We start from the raw sequence: 2938 nt of genomic DNA, 5'->3' as shown, positions 1-2938 counted from the left end.
GTTAGCGGTAAGTAATGATGAAAGGGCGAAAGTAAGTGGTCGCATTTTCTACCACCAAAAAGAGGTACGTTCTAACCCTGAAGCTGATGATGTGCAGTTACAAGAAATATTTTTAACCCAATGCAAAGAACTTACAGGCATTTCATTTCCGGATTAAGCGCTTCATTCAATTTGTAAAACGTAACCGTAAAGGAGGAACCTAAAATGGCAAAACATGAAGAAGTAAAGAATGGCATCATCTTTCCATTAGGCGAGAAAAACGATGCCTATGCTCAATATTTTATAGGACAGAGTTATCTTAAGGGATTGGTTGCTGACCCTACAATAAATGTAAGCGTTGCAATGTAACCTTCGAACCAGGATGCAGAAACAACTGGCATATTCATCGTGATGGATTTCAAATATTATTGGTAACCGGTGGTGAAGGATGGTATCAGGAGGAAGGAAACCCGGCTCAAGCCCTAAAAGCCGGCGACGTGATCGTTACCCATGATGGCGTAAAACATTGGCATGGTGCAACAAAAGACAGTTGGTTTGGCCATATTGCCATAACTGCCGGAAAGCCAGAGTGGCTGGAACCGGTTAACGATGACGTCTATCCAAAATAGGCTAGCCAGAAATTTATTATCAGCGGCCACATGATTTGTATAAGTCTGAAAAACGTTTCTGCATGCGAAAATAAATGAGATTCATTAACTTATTGGTTTGAATTAGTTATAGGTAATTGTTCTATAAACTGGTTCGATTTCAGTAAGTTTGGGGGTACAATGGAAATACTAAGTAGCTTGTAAGTCAATATCTTACGGATTATTGTTTTTCAGGTACATACGGTCTAATATACAGTATTTAGTGCCTTATACAACCAATTAACCTCAACCACACGAACACTCTTGAAAAATTTCTAACCTCTCAAATAAGGGAAAATAGAAAAAAGGAATGGCTTCACGTTAAAGCCACAAAACGCAAAAATAAATTTCAATCATTTAACAACGTAGATTATATTATCCCCCAGCCTTTAGCACAATTTCTTAGAATATTGGGTAAAAAGTCAGGTGATTTAAATGTCCCTAAAAAAGTAATCGACTTTTTTGAGCTAGACCATTAGCAATGTGACGAATTCCCATTTCGGTAACTCTGCCCCTTAGAAAGCATTTTCGCCTTTAGATAATCGCGTATGGGGTCATTTATCAATGAACGGGCTATTTTATTAGCCCATTCATTGATACTGTGATTTAGCTGCCAAAATCGGTGGAACAGGAAACTTCTTTCCAGGAATCCATTTGGATATTCAGTTCTGCTATTTTATTTTTTGCACGGTTAAATGCATCACTTCCTAGAAATAGGTTTACAGCCGGATTTTCGCTATTTACTAATTCTATAAATGCATCTGCTATTTTATAAGGGTCACCCAATTGAGTACCGTCCATACTGTTCATCTTTTCATGAGCTTCGCGGAGGTAAGCGTAATCCTCAATCTGGTTTTTATTGTAAGCTATAGAATCAGCTTTAGCAAAATTTGTTCTGAACCAGCCAGGTAAAATATTGGTGACATTTATACCCATTGGTTTAAGATCATTAGCCAGAGACTCTGTTAAACCACTTACTGCAAACTTGGCGGCGCAGTACATAGACCAGCCAACACCCGGTGCAAAACCAGCAATGGAAGAAATGTTGAGGATATGGCCTGAACGCTGCGCGCGAAGATAGGGAAGTGCCTGTTGAACCACCCTCACAACTGCGAAAAAATTTACTTCGAAATTCTCAGAAATTTCTTCAGAAGTTAATTCTTCAAGTGCCCCACCCAGGCCATAACCTGCATTGTTGACAATGACATCAATCCGGCCAAATTTATCAACCGTTCTTTTTATTGATTCCGCAATGGATGATGTACTTTTCAAATCGACTTCCAATGGCAGAAAAAGTCCTTCAAAGGCAGCCAATTGATCAAACCCTGAAACCGATCTTGATGTTGCAGCAACTTTATGACCTTTTGAAAGTAACCGTGTGGCGATGGCCAGTCCCATACCCTTTGATGCTCCTGTGATGTACCAAACTTTTGTATCATTCATGATATTTGTTTTTTTGATACAAAAGTAACCTTCAGCTCAGTTTGCGCTTTGTTGATATCAAACCAATAGTTGTCAAATTCAAACCTGCCGGAAAGTGGAGGGACTGATTTTCACCTGTTTTTTGAAAAAATTGTTGAAATGGGCCTGATCCTCAAATCCCAAAACATAACTGATTTCTGCTATATTCCAGTCTGTGTACCTAAGTAATGCTTTAGCTTCGGTAATAAGACGTTCGAAAATATGATCGCTAGTAGTGCGGCCAGTTGTTTTCTTGATTGCCCGGTTAAGGTGATTAACGTGTATGGAAAGTTTGTCTGCAATATCCTTTGGCGAGCGTAACTCAAACCGCTGAAATGTAGTCTCAATAGGGAACTGACGTTCTAGGAGTTCTGAAAAGACTGAGGTGATTCTGGATCCGGCATTTTTATGGCGTACAACTTTTTCCGATGGCTGTAATTTAATCGCAAGATAGATCAGCTCACTCACATAATTTTTCACCAGTTCAAATTTATATACATAATCTGTGGTCAGTTCTTCGCTGATCTTTTCAAAAATCCCTTCAACCTCCAGGTTTTGAGCTTCTGTTAAACTGAATACGGGGTGCTTTGCGGCAGAGAATAACGGGAGATCGTTCAGATTGATGCGTAAACTTTCTTTGAAAAAACCGTCCCTAAAAATGCAGAAATAACCTTTTGTACCTAGTGCGAGCTTATCATATGTATAAAGGACGTGTGGATTGAAAAAAAGCAATGTATTACCTGTCACTTCAATGCTCCTATCTCCATAATGGAATACGTTGTCACCCTGGAATAACATGATCTTGAAAAAATCTCTGCGGATAAAAGTAGGAGTTGTAGATGAGGAGTTTA

Annotated in this window: 4 protein-coding genes; 2 read left to right on the top strand and 2 right to left on the bottom strand. The window is 39.1% G+C overall.

What is annotated here, in order from left to right; all coding sequences use genetic code 11:
• The first annotated feature begins 204 nt into the window (after positions 1-204).
• Positions 205-348 carry a hypothetical protein gene (locus tag ACR2F7_RS17795; RefSeq protein WP_432714881.1) on the top strand — a complete coding sequence of 48 codons (144 nt, stop codon included), beginning with the start codon at positions 205-207 and terminating at the stop codon, positions 346-348.
• Between the two features lie 32 nt (positions 349-380).
• Positions 381-608, top strand: a complete 228-nt coding sequence (locus tag ACR2F7_RS17790) for an AraC family ligand binding domain-containing protein (protein WP_432714882.1) — start codon at positions 381-383, stop codon at positions 606-608.
• A 624-nt stretch (positions 609-1232) separates the two neighbouring features.
• On the opposite strand, the gene ACR2F7_RS17785 is transcribed toward ACR2F7_RS17790, so the two are convergent.
• Entirely contained in the window at positions 1233-2069 is an 837-nt protein-coding gene (locus ACR2F7_RS17785; RefSeq protein ID WP_432714880.1) for an SDR family NAD(P)-dependent oxidoreductase, read from the bottom strand.
• Positions 2070-2147: 78 nt separating this feature from the next.
• On the bottom strand, positions 2148-2938 hold a 791-nt coding region (locus ACR2F7_RS17780; protein WP_432714879.1), incomplete at its 5' end, for a helix-turn-helix domain-containing protein.

The organism is Pedobacter sp. (assembly GCF_045628745.1).
Taxonomy (GTDB): Bacteria; Bacteroidota; Bacteroidia; order Sphingobacteriales; family Sphingobacteriaceae; genus Pedobacter.
This window is presented reverse-complemented; position numbering and strand designations above follow the sequence as displayed.

What these genes read in the sequence shown, in the direction of transcription:
- ACR2F7_RS17785 (WP_432714880.1), bottom strand. Translation starts at nt 2,069, where the DNA reads ATGAATGATACAAAAGTTTGGTACATCACAGGAGCATCAAAGGGTATG.
- ACR2F7_RS17795 (WP_432714881.1), top strand. Translation starts at nt 205, where the DNA reads ATGGCAAAACATGAAGAAGTAAAGAATGGCATCATCTTTCCATTAGGC.